The following is a 16,097-nucleotide window of genomic DNA, read 5'->3' on the forward strand; positions in this document are numbered from 1 at the left end:
CAAATGATACGGCAATTAATTTGCTGAAATTAAATATATTTAAATATTTAAATCAGCGGGGTGAGCTGCCGGGCTACGACAGAGGTGGTCACGTCCCGGCGGAGGTGAGTGGCGCAATACGATCAGCTTTGGGCGCAGGGAGAGCGATCGTCATCAGGCCAGATGCGGGATATTAAGAAGCGTCGTGCGTAGCTCTCTCGTTTCAGCACCGTGTTGTGCGCGATCGCTTCGATCGTGCTTACGCACATGAACGCTGCGAGCGCGGGGTCGAGCTTGCGCATGTCCTTGCGGTGGCGTTCGAGATAGGCGCGCGCGAGGGCATGGACTTCGTGGTTTGAAGTTTCGATGTCCTTGAGGTGGCCGGAGCGGGGATCTGCTCGGCGAGGACGCGGTGGGAGGGCGTGATCCTTGTCACAGAGCGCCCGCGATCGGTCTGGCGCTTGCGGTGTCCGCACGCGGGGATAAACGGCCCCCAGGGCGTTTCCTCTTGGATCGGTCGTCCTAGTATCCGCGGTCTTGGTGCCGGTCGTTTTGCGGGTCCTTACGCGTGGCCCTTGATCTCGTAGTGACCCGGCACGCATTTGTAGCGCTCGAGGCGCCAATTGGCGTGATAGATCGGATGCTCGCCCATCCATTTCGCTAAGGGGGCCTGTGCGCCGATTGCACACTGCATCATCGACATTTCGGGCGTCATGTTGCTGTCGGTCACGATTTCCTCGACGCAACTGCCTGAGCTGGCTACGCCAAGCCGGCAGAGCACGGCAACGACGGTCACGAACATTCCTGTCACCTCATCGGTTGTTTCTGACCACGAAGAGGATGCAAGCGGAGTGCCAGAGCCTGTGACACGCAAGCAACACGCTGGCCTAGCCGACTCAACCCAGCGTCCATCCCCACGATTCGGATTGTAAAAAAATTGCCCCTAACCCGAAGCCGGACAAATACGGGAACCGGGCAATCATCCCCCGATTGTGGGACCGGCGCCACGCGAGGCGTGCCCGATGCGCTGAGCCGGCCGCGCGTTGAAGCGGCGGAATAGTCCGTCCGCCGAAATAACTGATGTCGAACACGGCAGCGCGCCGCTTTTACCTGCGGATGTGGCGCTGCTACAGTTTTGCGCGCGCCCTGGTCAGCGGCGCCGTGACGAAGAAACATACCGACAAGGGGAGGGACCGAAGTCCCATGAAGGATTTTGCTGGAAAGATCGCAGTCATCACCGGCGGCGGCACGGGCATGGGGCGCGAGCTCGCGCGGCAGCTGGTCTCCGAGGGCTGCAACGTCGCGATGTGCGACGTCTCGGAAGCCGCGATGGCCGAGACCAAGCGGCTGTGCGAGACCGAGAAGCTGCCTCAGGGCCTGCGTGTCACGACGCATGTCGCCGACGTCGCGATTGAGGATCACCTGAAGCGTTTTCGCGACGAGATCGCCGAGCAGCAGAAGACGGACAAGATCCATCTCTTGTTCAACAATGCCGGCATCGGTGGCGGCGGCAGCCTGTTCACCAACACGCGCGAGCAGTGGGAGCGCACCTTCAACATCTGCTGGGGCGGCGTCTATCTCGGCGTGCGCACCTTCCTGCCGATGCTGGTTGCGGCTGACGAAGCCCACATCGTCAACACCGCCAGCGTCAACGGCTTCTGGGCCTCGATCGGCATGAACCAGGCGCACACCGCCTACAGCTCGGCCAAGTTCGCGGTGAAAGGATTTACCGAAGCGCTGATCAATGACCTCCGCCTGCACGCCCCGCACGTCAAATGCTCGGTGGTGATGCCCGGCCACATCGGCACCTCGATCGTCTCCAATTCGCGCAAGGTGCAGAGCGCCGATGACTCGGAGCGGCTCAATGCCGACGAGGTGGCACTGACCCGCAAGCGCATGGTCGCGGCCGGCGTGCCGGATGCCGACAAGATGTCGGACGAGGACATCCAGGCGGCATTCGCCGAGCGCGCGCGCAGCTTCCTGGAGGACGCGCCGACGACGGCGGCAGAGGCGGCGAAGATCATCCTCGACGGCGTCAAGGCGGAGCGCTGGCGCATCCTCGTCGGCGAGGACGCCAAACGCCTCGACGAGCGCGTGCGCGCCACCCCGGAGCAGGCTTACGACCGCGCCTTCTTCGAAAGTATCACGCAGGAGGTCGGCTGGCGGCTTGGTTGAGGCCGCCTCCGAGCGGGCGCAAATATGGGTATGATGATCATCATGGCAAGAGATGGGTCAGCAATTTTGCGTGCCACCTCTTGCCAATTTTCGCCCGCTCCATGACCAGTCGGAATGTCGCGCATGCGGCATGACGATGTTCAAGCGATGTTGATCTCAAACGCCTGTAATGGCGCGTGCGGCGGCTTGGTGGGCGAGCCGAAATGGTTTAGTCAATCGGGGTAACGCGACGATTAGAGCGTAGCTCCCGATGATGCCTGCATGCCTCTCCGACGACTGGACCCTTTGCCCGGAGCGAGAGGACATTTCTGCCGAGTTCACGCGGCTGCTCACTGCGGCCCAGGAGGGCGGCGCCACGATTGCGGAATGCCTCATGATCGCGCGGCAGCTGAAGCGCGGCGACGACCGGTCCTGGCATCGCGAGTGGAAGAAGCTGGCACAAACCAATCGGCAGCGCGCCGAAGCGGCGTTCGCAGAAGGCCACCTTGCGAGCGCGCAGCGCAATTGGCTGCGCGCGATGAACTACTATGGTGCCGCGGCGATGCCGCTTGACCCGGCGGACGAGCGCCGCTGGGTTGCGGTGCTGGCGATGCAGGAATGCGCTCGCCGCTACCTCGCCGCGCGCAGCCCGGCCGGCGAGGTGGTGACGATACCCTGGCTCGACGGGCATTCGCTGCAGGGCTACTTCCTTCCTGCGCCGTCGGGACGCGGGCGGGCTCCGACCGTGATCTGCATCGGCGAGCCCGGCCACCGCAAGGAAGAGTTTCTGGTCAAGCTCGTGCCGCATGCGCGCGAGCGCGGCTTCTCGATGCTGGCGCTCGACCTGTTCGGCGACCAGCGCGACGACTATCTCGACGCGCTGTTGCGGCGCCGGGATCTCGAGAGCGCGATCCCTGGCGTCATGGACTATCTGGAGACGCGCGGCGACGTCGACTTCGCGCGCGTCGGGATCATCGCCGATGGCTGGGGCTCGTCCTTCGTGGCACGCGCGGTGTTGCAGGAGCCGCGGCTGGCCGCCGCCGTCTGCGACGGCGGCCTGTGGGACCTGCACGAGCGGGCCTTCTTTGCCAGTCGATTCGCGATGAGCGACGTCAGCATCGTTCCGGTGCCGCATGCGCCGCTGATGGCCTCCAGCGCCGACTGTCCGGTGCTGATCACGCTCGGCGAGGACGGCTGGCTCAAGGCCGATCGGGCGCGTCAGCTCGTCCAGAACTCCCGGCTCGGCAGTTCGGATGTCATGCTGAAGGTGTTCACTGCGGCGGAGACGGGCGCGGCGCAGAGCCATGCGGACAATCCGAGCCTTGCCAACGAATACATCTTCGACTGGCTGGAATCGCGGCTCGGCGCCGCCGTGCGGATCTAGCGGCCCGCGTCAGAAGCCGAGCGTCAAAAGTCCAGGGTCAGACGGACGCAGGCCTTTTCCAGACGGGTCTTCAACGTCGCGAGCTTGGTGGTGAATTCCGTCAGCTCGGCCTCGTCGAACTCCTGGAAGACGAATTCCTTGATGGTCTTGTACTGCTCGTTGAGGCTCGCCAGGTGCTTCTGCGTCTTCTCGGTCAGGGACAGCCGGACCACGCGCGCGTCGGTCGGCGAGGGGCGGCGGCGCAACAGGCCCTTCTTCTCCAGCAGCTTGGACTGCGTGGTGACGAAGGACGGATCGACGTGGAGGAGCTTCGACACGACGTTGACCGGGATACCGTCGTCCTTGTCGAGGTCGGAAATGGCCATCAGGATCAGCCATTGCGGCCCGCTGATGCCGAGCGTCCTCGCCCAGAACTGACGCAGCTCCTCGAGATACATGTTGATCGACGATATCTCCCAGGTGAAGCGCCTGATGATATCCAGATTGCCGATGGCGCGCAGGCGCGCTCCTTCTTTCCTCGTCGCGGACACAGCGTCACTCCGTGAACCGATTGCTCAGGTCGGTGTTCGTGGATGCCATAGTCCACGCAAGCCTGCTCTGACGCAAGTGCAGAGCAGGGTAATTTCGTCACTAAAACTACAAAGATGATCAGCTCAGCAGATTGGCCTGGCCCGGGTGTTGCACGCAGGGCACAGGTTTAGTGAAACCAATAAGCTGATCTAATAAACTATTTTGATTAGCGGAACAGCGCAGGCATATTGATCCGCGACGGTGGGGGTACTCGATCGTCCCGTTGCAGGTGGTTCGCTCACGTCCCTCGCCTCGAATGCGGGTGTGGCCGAAAGCGCAAAACGGCCGAGCGGATTTGAGAGACGGGGATCATGGGGGCCTCACGGGCCGGTCTCCGCAAAATGAGCAACTTGGAGGTTTTAAATGAGAATGGTGAAGAGCCTTTTGCTCGGCACTGCGGCGGGTCTGATCGCCGTCGGCGGAGCGCAGGCGGCCGATCTTCCGGTCAAGGCCAAGGCGGTCGAATACGTCAAGATCTGTTCGCTGTACGGCGCCGGCTTCTACTACATCCCGGGCAGCGACACCTGCATCAAGTTGGGCGGCTATCTGCGGGCCGAAGTGGCGCTCAATGCCGGCGGCAATTACAGCGCCCAGTACAACGGCGTGTTCGCGGCCAACAACCGCCTGACAAACTACTACTCGATGCGCGCTCGTGAAGATCTCAACATCGACACGCGCACCGCGACCGAGTACGGCGTGGTCCGCACCTATTTCGATGCGGTCTTCACCTGGACGACCGGCAGCTATGTCGGCACCGGCTCTGCCACAGGTGCGACCGGCTACAGTGCCACGACGGCTGGCTCGTCCAGCATCAACCCGACGGACGGCGGCATCTCGGGCGGTTCGCTCGGCGTCTATTATGCCTTCATCCAGTTCGCCGGCTTCACCATGGGTAAGTCCGTGTCGCAGTTCGACGCGCCCTGGGTCAACTATCCCGGCAACAACTTCGACCAGCTGGTCGGCGGTAGCGGCTCGACCAACGGCGTCGCCCAGTTCACCTACACGGCCGATTTCGGCCAGGGCGTGACGGCGACGATCTCGGCGCAGGACCAGACTCAGTTCTTCACGACCAACATCTGGAACACGGCCGGCATGAGCACCACCGGTGTCCTCGGCGGCGCGTACGGCTCGAACGACATCGGCGGCACCCGGTCGCCCGACATCGTCGGCACCGTCCGCGTCGACCAGGCCTGGGGCCTGTTCCAGGCGTCGGTCGCCGCGCACGACAATCACGTCGGCTACTACGGGGCCACTGAAGTCACCGGTCATCCGGAAGACAAGTGGGGCTGGGCCGTCCAGCTCGCTCTGTCGATCAAGAACATTCCGACCGGCGCCGGCGACGTGATCAACATCTCGGGCGTCTACACCGAGGGCGCGAGCCGCTACAACTTCCAGTCGCTGGCAGCGACCAGCTACTCGATGTTCGGCAGCTCGAACGCCGCCTATCAGAGCATCGGCTTCGCCGGCGTCTCTGACGCGGTGTTCGGCCCCGGCGGCAACCTCGAGCTGACCAAGACCTACGGCTTCCGTGGTGCCTACACCCACAACTGGAGCCCGTACTGGAACACCGCGCTCTACGGCGCGTGGGCTGCGGTCAACTACAACGGCACGGCGAAGGGCCTGATTTGCGGCAGCGCCGCGTTCGCCACCCTGACCGGCACCTGCAACCCGGACTTCAACATCGGCCAGGTCGGCGTCATCACCCGCTGGACGCCGGTGAAGAACCTGACCTTCTCGGCCGACTTCACCTACAGCCACCTCGACCAGAAGTATTCGGGCGCGATCACGACCGGAGCACTGACGAGCGTGGCCAAGCCGGCGGCCACCTACGAGCTGAAGGACCAGGACACCTACAGCCTGCTGCTGCGCGCCCAGCGCAACTGGTAAGCCCTGAGGTTACCAAACTTTGATGAAGCCCCGGCGGGAAAACGCCGGGGCTTTTTTTCGCGCGGAGCGGTGTTGGGAAACCCTTTGCGGAGGGCGAAGACGAGCCATGCGATTCGTTTGCCTCAAATTTATTTACTTACCTGAGTTACTAAGCTATATAGCGCTCAGCCAAATACGAAAGTTGCGGCTCTTAGCTTCATGCTAAGCCTCCAGAGACCTCCGGTGATGCCCCGCCGGAGGTTTTTTGTTTTTGGATGGCGCAGCATCAGCCGCGCATCATGCGGGCACGCGTATGCGGCCGGTAGGCGAGGCGGCTGTGACCGGCGCAATAGGGCTGGCCGTCGGGAGCCGTGTTGCCGCAGAAGCAGAAATCGTGTTCGCCCGGCGTCGAGATCGGCCATCTGCAGCGGTTCTCGGACAGCTCCAGCAGCGAGCAGCGATTGGCCTCGTCGATCGGGCCGGCGATCACGGGCGCGTCGGTCTCGCCATAGATCGTGGCGAGCATCTCGTATTGCAGCCTCGGCACGACCCTGCGCACCCGCGCCGGCGCCAAGCGTCTGTCCTGGACCTTGCGGTCGTCGACCGTCCGGCCGCGCGTCAGATTCAGCCGCGACAGCTTGCCGATCACCGCATTGCGGCTGACGCCGATGTCGGCGGCGATCTCGCGGCAGGAGAGGCCGGCCTCGAAGTGCTGCTTCAGAAGTTCGATGCGTTCATCGGTCCAAGTGGGTGAGAGAACAGGCATGTGTAACGGTCCCAGGTTGCAGATGTCGGCCATCCGCTGTCTCGAGATCCGTCCGCCTCACGTCCGGCGCGCGCTCACGTCCTGCCATTGTCGCGGATCGACAAAAGCCCGTCCTTGATGGCGAGACGGATGCCTTCCTCGATCAGTGTCCGTGCGACGCCGGGAACGCTGGTGCCGTGGGTGCCCTGCCTCACCAGTTTCTCCAGATAGGCGATGGTCGAGAGCGCCAAGGTTACGGGAATGCGGTCAGTCTCGGCTTTTTCGGTGGCCATGGCCCGAACGCTAGCCTCTTACTCGGGTACATAAAAGTAACGATTAAGACTCTATTTAGGTTCGGGGGTGGAAGTCAAATCGCTGCTGAGGCGGCAGCTCACCTGATTGGAATCGCTTGGGAATCGGACGCGCCGCGGCGCGCCGCACGAAGGACCGGGCGGCGGCTCAATGTCGGCAGGTCAGGGAAGGGCGCGGCGGCTCAGCCGTGCACGATGGCCTTTTCGATCATGCAATGGATGCCCTTGGCGCCGTTGACGGTCTGGGTCACCCTGAGATCGGCGGCGAGGCTGCACAGCGTGTAGGCGTCCTCGCGCGACAGGTTTCGCGTCTCGCCGAGCAGCGCGATCATGTCGCGCAGCGCGCGCACCACGCACTGGTCAAGATCGGGGTCCATCGCCATGGTCATGTAGTGCGTCGGCGTCTCGGCGCGGGGGTAGTCGAGCCTGAGGTCCTTGCGCAGCGTCAGGCGGAAACGGCCCTGCAGCGCAGTCTCGATCGCGGTGACGCAGACCTCGCCGTCGCCCTGCACGCCATGGCCGTCGCCGCAGGAGAACATCGCGCGTGGGACGAACACCGGCAGAAAGAGCGTCGCACCCGCACCTAACTCCTTGTTGTCGAGATTACCGCCCATCGCGCGCGGGATCAGCGAGGAGATGCGGCCCCAAGCTGGCGGCGGCGACACGCCCATCACGCCGAAGAACGGCTTGAGCGGCAGGTCGAGGCCCCACGGCATGCGGCCGGTCATCCGCGCCCGGTCGAGCGGGATGTTGAGGATGCGCATCTCGTGAAAATCATCGGGCAGGGTGCCTGACAGCGGCTTGATCATGTTCCAGCCCCAATCCTGCCGGAGCTGGACGTCGAGGATCTCGACCGCGAGCACGTCGCCGGGCTCGGCCCCTTCGACCGCGATCGGACCGGTGAGGATGTGGCCCGGCAGCATGCGCTCGTTTGTGGCATGAACCTGGTGCATCTCGGGCGGGATGTGAAATTTGTCGCGATCGGGCAGCATGTCGGGGCCGCCGCTGATGGTGTCGACGGTCACCTCATCGCCGCTGGCAATGGTGAGGACGGGCTTGAGCGCGGCTTCGAAGAAGCCCCAATGGCAGGTCTCGGGGCTGGAATGCAGGTGATGATGGGTCATGTGCCGCGTCCGGTCGGTTTCATCGGCCGCGGGCTTGACCCGGCGATCGATCCTCTTCCAAGAAGATTTCCGAAGATGGCGGGGCCGGTCAAGCCCCGCACAGACAGACAAGATGATTTCAGCGAGGCTCCCCTGTTTTTCGTTCTGTCCAAGACCCTCGGCACCGCGCTGCTGCCGATCAACCTCCTGGTCGAGCTCGGAATCCTCTCTGTCGTTCTGATGGCGACGCGCTTTGCCGCGTTCGGCCGCAGGCTTGCCGTGACCACGCTGGTGCTGCTGGCGCTCGCTGCATTCTCGCCGCTCGGCAATCTTCTGATTTATCCGCTGGAGTCGCGCTTCCCGGCGTGGGATCCGTCACGCGGCGCGCCCGACGGCATCATCGTTCTCGGCGGCTCCGTCGACACCGATCTGTCGGCGGCGCATCGCACGCCGGTCGTCGCACACGCGGCCGATCGTCTGTTTGCGCCGGCCGAGCTCGCGCGCCGCTATCCGAACGCGCGCATCGTCTTTACCGGAGGCTCAGCGAACCTGGTTTCGACCGAGGCGAAGGAGGCCGACTATTCCGCGCCGATCCTGGAGAACCTCGGCATACCGAAGGAGCGCCTGATCCTCGAACGTGACTCCCGCAACACCTGGGAGAATGCGATCTTCACCAAGGGATTGGTATCGCCGAAACCGGGCGAGCGCTGGCTCCTGGTGACGTCGGCGTTCCACATGCCGCGCTCGATGGGAATCTTCCGCAAGGCCGGATTTGACGTCGAGGCCTATCCCGTGGACTGGCGGATGGGGGGACGAGGCGATCTTTTCTCGTTCACGAATGTTGGAGCGGACGGGCTGGGTCGAACCGAAGTCGCCGTACGCGAGTGGATCGGCCTCGTGGCTTACCGTCTGATGGGCAGGATCGGCGAGTTGCTTCCAGGACCGCGCAAGGACTAGAACGAGGACCGCAAAAAAAACACGGCGCGCGATCGCCGGTCGGGAGGAAGCCATGCAACAGCAGAGCGTAGACAGGATCGATCTTGCCGGCCTCGTCGCCGATCTCAACAGCCTGCTGCGGCTGAAGACGACTGTGATCGGCATGAAGTTGTTCGCGACCGCCGAAGAGATGAAGGCGATCCCAAAAATCCGCCGTCCGAACGCGATCCATACTACGGATCAGATCGTCAGCATGGCGGCGCGCCTCGGCTGGACCGTCGGCATCACCGCCGACGATCTCGTCGGCGCGCAGTGCCGCGCGGTGATCGGGCTTGCGCCCCAGGACGAGAAATGGCTCGCTGGCGAAAACTATGTCGGGGTCTGGCACGGCACGGCGGAAGACGCGCGCAAGCGCCAGGAGGCGCTGGATGTGGTTCCGTTCGGGCACTATCGGGCGCTCGCCGTCAGTCCGCTGGCGAGCGGCCGGCTCGATCCGCCCGACATCTGCCTCGTCTACGCGACGCCGGGGCAGATGATCATCCTGATCAACGGGCTGCAATATACCGGCTACAAGAAGTTCGAATGGGGCGTCGTCGGCGAGACCGCGTGCGCGGATTCCTGGGGGCGGGCGCTCAAGACCGGGGAGCCCAGCCTGTCCTTGCCATGCTATGCCGAACGGCGCTATGGCGGCGTGCCGGACGAGGAGATGCTGATGGCCTTGAAGCCCCCGCATCTCGCCAAGGCAATCGAGGGCATGAAGGCGCTGGCCAGGAACGGCCTGCGCTATCCAATCCCGCCCTATGGCATTCAAAGCGACGTCCGTGCCGGCATGGGCGTGAGCTACGCGAAGAAGTAAAGGCCGACCATGAGCTCTGCGAAATTCGACATCGTCGTCTACGGCGCGACCGGCTTCACCGGCCAGCTCGTCGCCGAATATCTGGCGGCGCATTACAAGGACGACAAGGCGCTGAGATGGGCGATGGCGGGCCGCAGCCTCGACAAGCTGAAAGCGGTGCGCGAGGCGATCGGCGCGCCCGCGGACACGCCGCTCATCGTGGCCGATGCGTCGGACGCCGCGTCGCTGAAGGCGATGGTGGCGCAGACCAAATCCGTGATCACGACGGTCGGTCCGTACCAGTTCTACGGCGAGGATCTGCTCGCGGCCTGCGTCGCGGCGGGTGCGGACTATTTCGATCTCTGCGGCGAGCCGGTCTGGATGCGGCAGATGATCGATAAGTACGAGGCGGCGGCCAAGGCGAGCGGCGCACGCATCGTGTTTTCCTGCGGCTATGATTCCGTGCCGTTCGAGCTTGGCACCTTGTTCGTGCAGGAAGAGGCCCGGCGCGTGTTCGGCGCGCCGGCCGCGCGCGTGAAGGGCCGTGTGCGCGACATGCGCGGCACGCTGTCAGGCGGCACCGCGGCGAGTGCGAAGGCGACCTTCGATGCCGTCGCCAAGGATCTCGGCCTCGTCGCCATCCTCAACGATCATTTTGCGCTGACGCCGGGCTTCACCGGCCCGAAGCAGCCGAAGGGCAACAGGGCTACTTACGAGGAGGACCTGCAATCCTGGGCCGCGCCGTTCATGATGGCGCTGATCAACACGCGCAACGTCCATCGCTCCAACATGCTGATGGGCTTTCCCTACGGCAAGGAGTTCGTCTACGACGAGATGGTTTTGACCGGCCCCGGCGAGAAGGGCGAGGCCAACGCGAAGCGCGTGATGACGGCCAATGCCGAGAAGACCGGCCCGAACGCGCCGAAGCCGGGCGAGGGGCCGTCGAAGGAGGAGCGCGAGAACGGTCTGTTCAATCTGCTCTACGTCGCGATCGCGCCCGACGGCCGCCAGGTCCGCGCCGGTATCACCGGCGACCGCGATCCCGGCTACGGCTCGACCTCGAAGATGATCTCCGAATGCGCCGTCTGCCTGCTGCGTGATGCGGCGGACGTTCCGGCCGGCTTCTGGACGCCCGGAGCTGCGATGCAGCACAAGCTGATCAAGCGGCTGCAGGACAATGCGGGGCTGACGTTCAAGGTGGAAGGTTAGCTCGGTATCGTAGGGTGGGCAAAGCGACTTGTCCGCCGTAGCTCGAAGAACGAAGGCGGAAGCGTGCCCACCACTGGTCGCGATTGCTGAAGATGGTGGGCACGGCGCGTTGCGCCTTTGCCCACCCTACGGCTGCGCGCGCGCTGCTACGCCGCCCTTGCATCATACGCGTACATGAACTCCATGCGCTTCGATCCCAGCGGCAGCAGCCATTTCAGCATCTGATTGCGCATCCAGGCGCCGGTGGCGCTGAACTCGTGCTTGCTGTTGCCGTTGCGGCGGGCGATCGCGACGATTTTCTCGGTGCGCGGGCGGCGCTCGGCCTCGAAGGCGTGGAAGGTGGCGCCGAGCTCCTGGCCCTCTTGCATCAGCCGCGCAAGCCGCATCGCGTCCTCGAGCGCCAGCGAGGCGCCCTGGCCCGCGTGAGGGCTGGTCGCATGCGCGGCATCGCCGATCAAGAGCGAGCGCTTGCGCGACCAGGTCGGCAGGGTCGCGACGTCGAGCGTGTCGGTGACGGCGATGTTCTCGGCGGCTTCGATGATGGCGGGAATCGGATCGTGCCAGCCTTGGTGAAAGCCGCGCAGATGCTGCTTCAGCGTCGCATGGTCAAGCGCGCGGAACATCGCCGCGTCCATGCCATGCGCAGGCTGGGTGCTCCACCACATCACGCCGTCATTCGGATCGGGGCTGCAATGGCCGTAGCCGAAGAAGCCGCTCTGGCCGAACGTGGTCTCGACGCGCCGGCCGATCGGCCTGCCGTCGAGCACGGCGTGTGGCACGAAGCCGCCGAAGCCGATCAGGCCGGTGTCGAACGGCTGCGGCCCGTCGGGCACGACCTGGCGCCGCACGACCGAATGCACGCCGTCGGCGCCGATCAGGAAATCGCCTTCGGCGGTGGTGCCGTCGGCGAAATAGGCGATGATCGGCCGGTCGCCGCGATCCTCGATCTTGATCAGGCGCTTCTCGAAGTAGAGCGAAACGCAGGCGCACCAGGCCTTGTCGATCAGGATCTCGTTCAGCGTGGCGCGGGAGATGTTGACGGCCGGCTGGCCGAAGCGCCGCGCCAAGTCGCGGTTGATCGAGCCGAGCTTCTCGCCGCCCTGCGAATAGAAGTCGAAGGCTTCCGCGACCGAGCCGCGGCTGATCAGCTCCTTCGAAAGGCTGATCTCGTCCATGACATGCATGCCGTTCGGCGCGATCTGGAGGCCGCCGCCGATGCCTTTCGAATAGGGCCAGGCCTCATAGATCTCGGATTCGATGCCGGCGCGGCGCAGCAGGATGGCGGCAACGGGCCCGGCGATGCCGGCGCCGATGATCAGGGCCTTGCGGGGACGGCTGGACATGGCTTGCTCCCGACGTTTCCGTGGTGCTAGGAGAAATTATGGTCGCTAAATCTCTTAGCGACTAAGATATAAATCGAGTAAGAGAAAGGGCCGGTCTTGTCAAGGACGAAGGCGCGTGCGGCATTGTTGCAGGAACTCGAGGCCGCGATGCGCAGGTCGTCGGCGCAGGGCGTGCTCTACGGCCAGACCGTTGCCAACGTTGCCGGAATTGCCAATTCCGACCTCGAATGCATGGACATCCTCTATCTCGAGGGACGCGTCACCGCGGGCCGGCTCGCCGAAGTCACGGGCCTCACCACGGGCGCGATCACGGGCGTGGTCGACCGGCTCGAAAAGGCCGGGCTGGTGCGCCGCGAGCGCGATGAGAAAGACCGCCGCAAGGTCTTCATCGCGGTCGTGCCGGAGACGATCGCAAAGCTCGGCCAGTTCTACGTGCCGATGCAGCAGGCAATGGAGAAGGTCTGCAACGCCTATTCCGACGAGGAGCTGCGCCTGCTGTTGCGTTTCGCCAACGAGGGCTACAAGGCAGTGCTCGCGGCAACAGAGGCGCTCAAGCGCCTGATCGATACGCCACCGGAGAAGCGTCCCGATCTCAAGTTGAAGAAGCGTCCTCGCTAGAGCGTTTTCGAGCGAAGTGGATACCGGTCCGCGTCAAGAAAACGCGTCAAAACAAGAAACCAGACACTACCGTTCCGATTCCATCGGAGCGGTAGCGTCCCTAGTCTTGTAGGCCTGCGCGGCCGCGATCATGCCCCACATCGCACCCAGCATCATCCAGAAGTGCCGCCAGTGGTCGGTGTCGATCACCAAGCTCTCGCCAACCGTGCCGAGGAAGGCGGAGAACACCGCGAGATAGGCGCGCTGCCACGGCACGGGGATGAAGACGTGCCGGAAGCCCATGATGACCGTGGTGAAGACCAGCGCCGGATAGCACACGCCGGAAAGCCAGCCGCCGGACATGAAGGCGTTGAGGTAGGAGTTGTGGGTGTCCTCGGGGAAGTAGCGGTGGAATTGCAGAGGGCCGATGCCGAACGGCAGGTCGAGCGCCATCTCCGCGCCGAGGATGTGCCGGCCGAACCGGCCGAAGCGGCCTTCGTCATAGCTCTGGTCGAAGCTCGCGCGCTGCTTGAACATCTCGGCGGTGGAATCGAACGACAGCAGCACGGCGATCAGCGCGAGGCCAAGCACCGCGGCGACGATCGCCATGATGATGATGCGCGAGCGTTGCGCGTTGGTGCGGCTGGTCAGCACCATCAGCGCCAGCATGAAGGCGGAGGTCAGCACCAGTCCGCCCCAGGCGGCGCGGGAGAAGGCGAGCAGGATCGCCAGCGACATGATGCCGAAGGCGATGACGTTGCGGAAGGCCTTGGCCAGCTTGTCCGAGACCACGCTTTGCAGCGCGAACAGCGCCGGCAAGATCAGGAAGGCGCCGAGCACGTTGGGATCCTTGAACGTGCCGCGCGCGCGTCCGTAGAGCGTCAGGAGATCGTTGCCGCCGGGGACCAGATGGAAGTAGCCTGCGACCGCGAGCAGCGAGGCAACCATCGCGCCGACCACGAGGCCGCGGCGAAGCATGTCGAGCCGGGCCGCTGTGTCCTCCGAGATGACCATGGCGAAGAACACCACGGTCACCGCCATGTACCAGGAGGTCGCGATCCAGCTCACCACCTCGGGCTGCTCGAGCAGCGGGATCGCGCTGATGGTGTAGCCGACATTGAGCAGGACCAGCAGCGCTAACAGCGGCATCAGCACGAGCCGCAGCCGCAGGCCGGTGGCGAAGAAGGCGACGGTGGCGAGCAGCGTCGCTATCTCGTAGGGGCTCGGCTCGATGAAGACGATGGCGCCGCAGGCGCCGACCAGCCACACCAGCGCGCGCTGGAGCGCCAGCACGCCGGGCGCAGCCGGCGCGGCAACGTTCACTCCACCGGCTGTCGCCGCATACGCCATCACACGCTCACGCTACTCGTACGCCACAAACACCGCTGTCATCGCCCGGCTTGACCGGGCGATCCAGTACTCCGCGGCGGCCATTGTGGAAAACGGCCGGCGCTGCGGCGTACTGGATGCCCCGGTCAAGCCGGGGCATGACGGAAAAATCAATACGCGTTCTCGTTCTTCGTCAGCAGCGAGATCGGCGTCTTCAGCAGAATATAAAGGTCGAACAGCACCGACCAGTTCTCGATGTAATAGAGGTCGAACTCGACGCGCTTCTGGATCTTCTCTTCGTTGTCGATCTCGCCGCGCCAGCCGTTGATCTGGGCCCAGCCGGTGATGCCGGGCTTGACGCGGTGGCGGGCGAAATAGCCGTCGACGGCTTCGTCGAACAGGCGGCTCTGCAGCTTGCCCTGCACCGCATGGGGGCGCGGGCCGACCAAGGAGAGGTTGCCGGAAAACACCACGTTGAAGAGCTGCGGCAGTTCGTCGAGGCTGGTCTTGCGGATGAAGCGGCCGACGCGGGTGACGCGCGGATCGTTCTTGGTCACGACCTTCGAAGCGGTCGGATCGGCCTGATGGTGGTACATCGAGCGGAATTTGTAGACGTCGATGCGCTCGTTGTTGAAGCCGAAGCGCTTCTGGCGGAACAGCACCGGGCCGGGGCTGTCGAGCTTCACCGCCAGCGCCACCAGTCCCATCACCGGCAGGGCGGCGAGCAGCGCCAGGCTGCCGGCGATGCGGTCGAACAGCCATTTCATCACCAGGTCCCAGTCGGTGATCGGCGCCTCGAACACGTCGAGCGTCGGCACCTCCCCGAGATAGGAATAGGAGCGGGGACGGAAGCGCAGCTTGTTGGTGTGTGCGGAGAGGCGGATGTCGACCGGCAGCACCCAGAGCTTCTTGAGCATCTCCAGGATGCGCGTCTCCGCGGAGATCGGCAGCGCGAACAGCACGAGGTCAACGCGGGTGCGGCGGGCGAATTCCACGATGTCGTCGACCTTGCCGAGCTTGCGCGCGCCGGCGCAGGTGTCGAGCGCACGGCTGTCGTTGCGGTCGTCGAACACGCCGAGCACGTGGATGTCGGAATCTTCCTGCGCCTTCAGCGCCTCGACCAGCTGCTCGCCGTTACTGTCGGAGCCGACGATGACGGTGCGGCGGTCGAGCCGGCCCTGGCGTGCCCAGCCGCGCACCAGCGAGCGCAGCACAAGTCGCTCGGCCATGAGCGCGGCGAGCCCGAGGAAATAGAAGGCCGCCAGCCACAGCCGCGAGATTTCGCTGCCGTATTTGGCGAAAAAGGAGATGCCGATGAAGAGCAGGAAGACGAACGACCAGGACGAGATCATCCGCGTCATCTGCCGCAGCTGACCACGGAACAGCTGCACCTGGTAGATGTCGGCGGCCTGGAAGCAGACCACGGCGGCGACGGCGACGGCGATGACCTCCGCAGGATAGATCCAGCTGAAGCCGGACAGCGGCATGACGTAGCCGACATAGAGTGCAATGCCGACGAGGCTCAGCAGCGCGAAATCGGCCACGCGCACGAAACCGGCGATCACGATCGGCGAATAGGCGCGGGCGACCTTCTGGTTGACGACTTCGAGCGCCGCAGGCGAGAGCCGGCGACGGCGTTCGACAAAGGGCTGGTCAGCAGGCTTTGCCGCAGCGCTGGTCGCGGCATCGAGCATCGAGCGTGCGTTGAGCGGTTCCACGGGCGTCCACGTCCATTC

General features: G+C 64.3%; 16 protein-coding genes. 7 read left to right on the top strand and 9 right to left on the bottom strand.

Annotated features, from left to right (window positions below; all coding sequences use genetic code 11):
• Positions 1-122 precede the first annotated feature (122 nt).
• A complete protein-coding gene (locus tag ACVIIV_RS23210) occupies positions 123-635 on the bottom strand; it encodes a hypothetical protein (protein ID WP_456746227.1) in 513 nt (170 codons plus the stop codon).
• Complete coding sequence (locus tag ACVIIV_RS23215) at positions 542-781, bottom strand: hypothetical protein (RefSeq protein WP_456746228.1); 240 nt, start codon at positions 779-781, stop codon at positions 542-544. The genes ACVIIV_RS23210 and ACVIIV_RS23215 overlap by 94 nt, the downstream gene beginning before the upstream one ends.
• A 401-nt stretch (positions 782-1,182) precedes the next feature.
• On the opposite strand from ACVIIV_RS23215, the gene ACVIIV_RS23220 reads away from it, so the two are divergent.
• The gene (locus ACVIIV_RS23220; protein ID WP_456748798.1) at positions 1,183-2,154 is read left to right on the top strand and encodes an SDR family NAD(P)-dependent oxidoreductase; all 972 of its coding nucleotides are present in this window, start codon (positions 1,183-1,185) and stop codon (positions 2,152-2,154) included.
• Positions 2,155-2,404: 250 nt separating this feature from the next.
• A complete protein-coding gene (locus ACVIIV_RS23225; RefSeq protein WP_456746229.1) occupies positions 2,405-3,517 on the top strand; it encodes an alpha/beta hydrolase family protein in 1,113 nt (370 codons plus the stop codon).
• A 23-nt stretch (positions 3,518-3,540) separates the two neighbouring features.
• Here the strand turns inward: ACVIIV_RS23225 and ACVIIV_RS23230 are convergent, their stop codons facing one another.
• The gene (locus ACVIIV_RS23230) at positions 3,541-4,047 is read right to left on the bottom strand and encodes a MarR family winged helix-turn-helix transcriptional regulator (protein WP_027576527.1); all 507 of its coding nucleotides are present in this window, start codon (positions 4,045-4,047) and stop codon (positions 3,541-3,543) included.
• 403 nt (positions 4,048-4,450) lie between these two features.
• Here ACVIIV_RS23230 and ACVIIV_RS23235 point away from each other — a divergent pair, with 403 nt between their 5' ends.
• Positions 4,451-5,974 (top strand): porin, encoded by a 1,524-nt coding sequence (locus ACVIIV_RS23235; protein ID WP_456746230.1) that lies wholly within the window; start codon positions 4,451-4,453, stop codon positions 5,972-5,974.
• A gap of 265 nt (positions 5,975-6,239) precedes the next feature.
• Here the strand turns inward: ACVIIV_RS23235 and ACVIIV_RS23240 are convergent, their stop codons facing one another.
• The 3 genes from ACVIIV_RS23240 to ACVIIV_RS23250 form a co-directional block, all read right to left on the bottom strand.
• A complete protein-coding gene (locus tag ACVIIV_RS23240; protein ID WP_456746231.1) occupies positions 6,240-6,719 on the bottom strand; it encodes a GcrA family cell cycle regulator in 480 nt (159 codons plus the stop codon).
• Between the two features lie 74 nt (positions 6,720-6,793).
• Positions 6,794-6,991, bottom strand: a complete 198-nt coding sequence (locus ACVIIV_RS23245) for a hypothetical protein (RefSeq protein WP_024341172.1) — start codon at positions 6,989-6,991, stop codon at positions 6,794-6,796.
• A 200-nt stretch (positions 6,992-7,191) separates the two neighbouring features.
• On the bottom strand, positions 7,192-8,133 hold the full coding sequence (locus ACVIIV_RS23250; RefSeq protein ID WP_456746232.1) for an acetamidase/formamidase family protein: 942 nt from the start codon (positions 8,131-8,133) through the stop codon (positions 7,192-7,194).
• A 168-nt stretch (positions 8,134-8,301) separates the two neighbouring features.
• Here ACVIIV_RS23250 and ACVIIV_RS23255 point away from each other — a divergent pair, with 168 nt between their 5' ends.
• The 3 genes from ACVIIV_RS23255 to ACVIIV_RS23265 are packed head-to-tail and all read left to right on the top strand — an operon-like array spanning position 8,302 to position 11,092.
• Complete coding sequence (locus tag ACVIIV_RS23255) at positions 8,302-9,069, top strand: YdcF family protein (protein ID WP_456748799.1); 768 nt, start codon at positions 8,302-8,304, stop codon at positions 9,067-9,069.
• A gap of 52 nt (positions 9,070-9,121) precedes the next feature.
• Complete coding sequence (locus ACVIIV_RS23260; protein ID WP_456746233.1) at positions 9,122-9,904, top strand: DUF169 domain-containing protein; 783 nt, start codon at positions 9,122-9,124, stop codon at positions 9,902-9,904.
• A 9-nt stretch (positions 9,905-9,913) separates the two neighbouring features.
• Complete coding sequence (locus ACVIIV_RS23265) at positions 9,914-11,092, top strand: saccharopine dehydrogenase family protein (protein ID WP_456746234.1); 1,179 nt, start codon at positions 9,914-9,916, stop codon at positions 11,090-11,092.
• Positions 11,093-11,238: 146 nt separating this feature from the next.
• Here ACVIIV_RS23265 and ACVIIV_RS23270 read toward each other — a convergent pair whose 3' ends face one another.
• Positions 11,239-12,435: an FAD-dependent monooxygenase gene (locus ACVIIV_RS23270; protein WP_456746235.1), complete on the bottom strand. Its 1,197-nt coding sequence runs from the start codon at positions 12,433-12,435 to the stop codon at positions 11,239-11,241.
• 147 nt (positions 12,436-12,582) lie between these two features.
• Between ACVIIV_RS23270 and ACVIIV_RS23275 the strand changes: the two genes are divergently transcribed.
• The gene (locus tag ACVIIV_RS23275; RefSeq protein WP_456748800.1) at positions 12,583-13,053 is read left to right on the top strand and encodes a MarR family winged helix-turn-helix transcriptional regulator; all 471 of its coding nucleotides are present in this window, start codon (positions 12,583-12,585) and stop codon (positions 13,051-13,053) included.
• Between the two features lie 66 nt (positions 13,054-13,119).
• Here the strand turns inward: ACVIIV_RS23275 and ACVIIV_RS23280 are convergent, their stop codons facing one another.
• Positions 13,120-14,382, bottom strand: coding sequence for an O-antigen ligase family protein (locus ACVIIV_RS23280; RefSeq protein WP_456746236.1), 1,263 nt, complete (start codon positions 14,380-14,382; stop codon positions 13,120-13,122).
• Positions 14,383-14,531: 149 nt separating this feature from the next.
• Positions 14,532-16,079, bottom strand: a complete 1,548-nt coding sequence (locus ACVIIV_RS23285; RefSeq protein ID WP_456746237.1) for an undecaprenyl-phosphate glucose phosphotransferase — start codon at positions 16,077-16,079, stop codon at positions 14,532-14,534.
• Positions 16,080-16,097: the final 18 nt, after the last annotated feature.

Source organism: Bradyrhizobium sp. USDA 4354 (assembly GCF_054060315.1).

Excerpts from the sequence above, each read along its gene's own strand:
- ACVIIV_RS23210 (WP_456746227.1), bottom strand. The coding sequence starts at position 635 with ATGGATGGGCGAGCATCCGATCTATCACGCCAATTGGCGCCTCGAGCG.
- ACVIIV_RS23215 (WP_456746228.1), bottom strand. The coding sequence starts at position 781 with ATGTTCGTGACCGTCGTTGCCGTGCTCTGCCGGCTTGGCGTAGCCAGC.
- ACVIIV_RS23220 (WP_456748798.1), top strand. The coding sequence starts at position 1,183 with ATGAAGGATTTTGCTGGAAAGATCGCAGTCATCACCGGCGGCGGCACG.
- ACVIIV_RS23225 (WP_456746229.1), top strand. The coding sequence starts at position 2,405 with ATGATGCCTGCATGCCTCTCCGACGACTGGACCCTTTGCCCGGAGCGA.
- ACVIIV_RS23235 (WP_456746230.1), top strand. The coding sequence starts at position 4,451 with ATGAGAATGGTGAAGAGCCTTTTGCTCGGCACTGCGGCGGGTCTGATC.
- ACVIIV_RS23240 (WP_456746231.1), bottom strand. The coding sequence starts at position 6,719 with ATGCCTGTTCTCTCACCCACTTGGACCGATGAACGCATCGAACTTCTG.
- ACVIIV_RS23245 (WP_024341172.1), bottom strand. The coding sequence starts at position 6,991 with ATGGCCACCGAAAAAGCCGAGACTGACCGCATTCCCGTAACCTTGGCG.
- ACVIIV_RS23250 (WP_456746232.1), bottom strand. The coding sequence starts at position 8,133 with ATGACCCATCATCACCTGCATTCCAGCCCCGAGACCTGCCATTGGGGC.
- ACVIIV_RS23260 (WP_456746233.1), top strand. The coding sequence starts at position 9,122 with ATGCAACAGCAGAGCGTAGACAGGATCGATCTTGCCGGCCTCGTCGCC.
- ACVIIV_RS23265 (WP_456746234.1), top strand. The coding sequence starts at position 9,914 with ATGAGCTCTGCGAAATTCGACATCGTCGTCTACGGCGCGACCGGCTTC.
- ACVIIV_RS23270 (WP_456746235.1), bottom strand. The coding sequence starts at position 12,435 with ATGTCCAGCCGTCCCCGCAAGGCCCTGATCATCGGCGCCGGCATCGCC.
- ACVIIV_RS23275 (WP_456748800.1), top strand. The coding sequence starts at position 12,583 with ATGCGCAGGTCGTCGGCGCAGGGCGTGCTCTACGGCCAGACCGTTGCC.
- ACVIIV_RS23280 (WP_456746236.1), bottom strand. The coding sequence starts at position 14,382 with ATGGCGTATGCGGCGACAGCCGGTGGAGTGAACGTTGCCGCGCCGGCT.